This window comes from Methylobacterium sp. WL6, from assembly GCF_008040095.1.
Lineage (GTDB): Bacteria > Pseudomonadota > Alphaproteobacteria > Rhizobiales > Beijerinckiaceae > Methylobacterium.
The window spans coordinates 1-2,753 of sequence record NZ_VRVH01000441.1; the positions used below are offsets into that span (position 1 = coordinate 1).

The 2,753-nt window shown below is 72.4% G+C and carries 2 protein-coding genes and 1 pseudogene; 2 read left to right on the forward strand and 1 reads right to left on the reverse strand.

All coding sequences use genetic code 11. The features are described from left to right. Positions 1 to 361: pseudogene (locus tag FV230_RS26870) on the reverse strand (hypothetical protein); the annotation flags it as partial. A 600-nt stretch (positions 362 to 961) separates the two neighbouring features. Between FV230_RS26870 and FV230_RS26875 the strand changes: the two are divergent. Together FV230_RS26875 and FV230_RS26880 are read left to right on the forward strand one after the other, a co-directional pair. Further along, the gene (locus tag FV230_RS26875) at positions 962 to 1,906 is read left to right on the forward strand and encodes a lipid kinase (protein ID WP_147844551.1); all 945 of its coding nucleotides are present in this window, start codon (positions 962 to 964) and stop codon (positions 1,904 to 1,906) included. Positions 1,907 to 1,934: 28 nt separating this feature from the next. Then, the gene (locus FV230_RS26880; protein ID WP_147844552.1) at positions 1,935 to 2,657 is read left to right on the forward strand and encodes a TerC family protein; all 723 of its coding nucleotides are present in this window, start codon (positions 1,935 to 1,937) and stop codon (positions 2,655 to 2,657) included. Positions 2,658 to 2,753: the final 96 nt, after the last annotated feature.

Here is a 2,753-nt window from a genome sequence, read left to right on the forward strand (position 1 = left end):
GGCGCGGCCGCTCGGCCCGCCGGCTCGGCCCCCCCATGGCGGCCCCGTCGCGCTCGGTCTCCGCGAAGGCGGGCGCCGGGCTCGCCGCGTTCCCGGCGGGCTGCGCCGTCTCGCGATCCGGCTTCGCATTCCGATCGGTGCCGGCCGCGGTCTCGGAGGCCGGCCGCGTCGACTCCCGTGCTGGGGGCTGTTGCGCTTGCGGCTGCGGCTCGGCCTTGGGCGCCGGCGTGCCGGGCGCGACCTTCGCCGGCGGATCGACCCAGGCCGGAGGCGTCTGCGCCTGCGCTGCGCCGGCGGCGAGGATCAGGCCGAACGCGAGCGTGGAACGCCGGGCGCCGAAGCGCGGGAGATCAGAGCACATGGGATCACCGGATGGTGGCCGAACGTCGAACGGGGCGTTTTAGAACGGCCGAGGTTAACGCAAGCGGGTGGGCGGCTGGTTCCGTCGGACCGGCACGCCGTCGCGGATCGACCGCCTTCGGCATCGACGGGTCGCGCGAATCGCGTCCGGTGCCGGCGGACGCCCGCGATTGCGCCGGCTGATCGGGAGCGCAAGACCGCGCCAAGACCACGCCAAGACCGCGCGAAGCACGCGCGCGTCCCCTCCCCGACGGGCGCGCAGTCCGCCCGGTGGACCCGGTCGCTCGAGGCACCCGGCCGGGCCGGGCCGAAGGCTTCGGTCCTGATCGATGCGAGCGGAAGACCGTCCAAGCCGCGGAAACCGCCGCCCCGGCCCATGGGAAGCGCGCGATTGCGCGGGCGCCGGGGTTGAGATCGATCGGCGGGTACGCCACCTAGGCCGTATTCCGGGTCCGGGCCCCTCTGGCGGTCGAGGCGTCGACCGCGATGTCGGATCTCTGCCACGCCGTCGCCCCCGCGCCCCCGCGGGGGGGGCGAACGCGCCGAAGGGCTGCCGCTTGTCCGATTCGCAAACTCGATCCGGGATGCCGGAGGTTTTCCGATGAGCGCGGGCGTTCCTCCCCATGACGATGCAGCGGGCCGCCGCAGGGCGCTGCTGCTGTGCAACCCGAAGGCCCGCAACGGCGGCGGCGCGATCGACGCCGTGCGCGACGCGCTGCGCGCGGGCGGGCACGACCTAATCGAGCCGGAGCCCGAGCGCGATAGTTGCGCGGTGATCCGGCGGCACGCGCACGACGTCGACCTCGTGATCCTCGGCGGCGGCGACGGCACCATGAACGCGGCGGCACCCGCCCTGGTCGAGACCGGGCTGCCGTTGGGCATCCTGCCGCTCGGCACCGCCAACGACCTCGCCCGCTCCCTCGGTCTGCCGCTCGACCCGGTGGCGGCCGCGGAGCTGATCACCACGGCGGCGGCGCAGCCGGTCGATCTCGGCTGGGTCAACGGGCACTACTTCTTCAACGTGGCGAGCATCGGCTTCTCGGCGGATCTGGCCGGCGGGCTCACCGCGGAATCGAAGAAGAAATGGGGCACGGTCGGCTACGCCATCGCCGCCTTCCGGGTGCTGCGCCGGGTGCGGCCCTTCACGGTGACGATCGAGCACGACGGAAAGCGCGAGCGCGTCACCACGATCCAGGCCTCGGTCGGCAACGGGCGCCACTACGGCGGCGGCATGACGGTGGAGGAGACCGCCACCGTCGACGACGGCAAGCTCGACTTCTACTCGCTCGAGGTGAAGCACTGGTGGCGGCTGCTCGCGCTGCTGCCGGCGCTCCGCCGCGGCACCCATGGCAGGGCCGAGGACGTGCGCGCCTTCCAGACCACCGAGGTGGTGCTGAGCACGCGCAAGCCGCGGGCCGTCAACACCGACGGCGAGCTCACCACCCACACCCCGGCGCATTTCAAGGTCTTCCCGAAGATCCTGAGGATCTACGCGCCGGACGCCGCCCGCCGGCCGGGCACCGCGAACCGGCTCTCGCCGCGCTGAGGCGCGCGCGCTTCGAGGGAGGGGCCCGATGGACCATCTCGTTCAGCTCGCCGCCGACCCGACGGTGTGGGCCGCGCTCGCGACCCTCGTGGTGATGGAGGTGGTGCTCGGGATCGACAACCTGATCTTCATCTCGATCCTGACGAACAAGCTGCCGCCCGAGCACCAGGCGCAGGCGCGCCGCATCGGCATCGGGCTCGCCCTGGTGCTGCGGCTCGGGCTGCTCGGCACGGTCGCCTTCATCGTGCAGCTGACGAGCCCGGTCTTCCAGGTCGCCGGCCACGCCTTCTCCTGGCGCGACCTGATCCTGCTCGCCGGCGGCCTGTTCCTGCTGTGGAAGGCCACCAGCGAGATCCATCACAGCGTCGACCCGCCGCCGGAGAAGGCGACGGGCGCCGCGTCGCTCGGCTTCGCCGCGGCGATCGGCCAGATCCTGCTGCTCGACCTCGTCTTCTCGATCGACTCGATCATCACCGCGGTGGGCATGACCGAGCACGTGCCGGTGATGATGATCGCCGTGATCGCGGCGGTGATCGTGATGCTGGTGGCCGCCGAGCCGCTCTCGGCCTTCATCGCCCGGAACCCGACCGTGGTGATGCTGGCGCTCGGCTTCCTGATCATGATCGGCATGACGCTGATCGCCGAAGGCTTCGGGGCGCACGTGCCGAAGGGCTACATCTACACCGCGATGGCGTTCTCGGCCGGCGTCGAGGGGCTGAACATGCTGGCGCGGCGACGACGACGAACCTGAACGGCGGAGCGGTTTCTCCCTCCCCCCTCTGCGGGGGAGGGTGGGCCGCGAAGCGGGTCGGGAGAGGGGAGCGCACTATCCGGAGAGGTCGCTCCC